The sequence below is a fragment of the Vibrio sp. 1078-1 genome (assembly GCF_033340475.1).
Window position 1 is genome coordinate 1 of the sequence record NZ_JAWOWM010000589.1, and the last position, 596, is coordinate 596.

The 596-nt window shown below is 39.6% G+C and carries 2 pseudogenes; both read left to right on the top strand.

Annotated features, from left to right (window positions below):
• Nucleotides 1–216 (top strand): annotated as a pseudogene (locus R7190_RS28955) (LysR substrate-binding domain-containing protein); the annotation flags it as partial.
• A 152-nt stretch (nt 217–368) separates the two neighbouring features.
• Nucleotides 369–596, top strand: a pseudogene (locus tag R7190_RS28960) (hypothetical protein); the annotation flags it as partial.

Consider the following 596-nt stretch of genomic DNA (forward strand, 5'->3'; position numbering starts at 1 on the left):
CGAACAGACATGGCGATGTCTGCGGCGGAAGCTGGAGTCGGGATCGCGATGGCACGCATGGCGTTGATTGAGGATGAATTGACGACGAAACGTTTGGTTTCTCCATTCGCCCCCATTCCTGCCAATGCTGGGTATTACTTGATCATGAATACAAGAAGCCAGTCAACTGAGCGATTTAGAGAGTGGCTTTTGAAGCAGATTGAGTCACGACGATGATTTAAGTGTTTAAGAAATAATAAAAATAAATTTCTTAATTACATATTATCTTGAGCCACTTCCCACAAATTATCTTCACTTTATTAACTTCTCTCTCTTACTCATCTTTTTCCATATCATCCTAGAAAATAACTAATGGATAGAGAAAGGCTATGGCTAAAAAAAACTCGCTTATACTGGTCCTAGCTCTATTTTCGGTAGGAGCAAGTGCAATGTTTTGGCCGTTTAAAAAATACGATGTGGAAATGTCACCAGAAGTACGTGGTGTTATTAAGCTTGATGGTAAACCACAAGTTGGGCTAACGGTTCATCGAGAACTTTTTTATGAAGGATATAAAAAAGGAAAAACGCTAAAGGATGAAGCCCAAACCAATGAACTA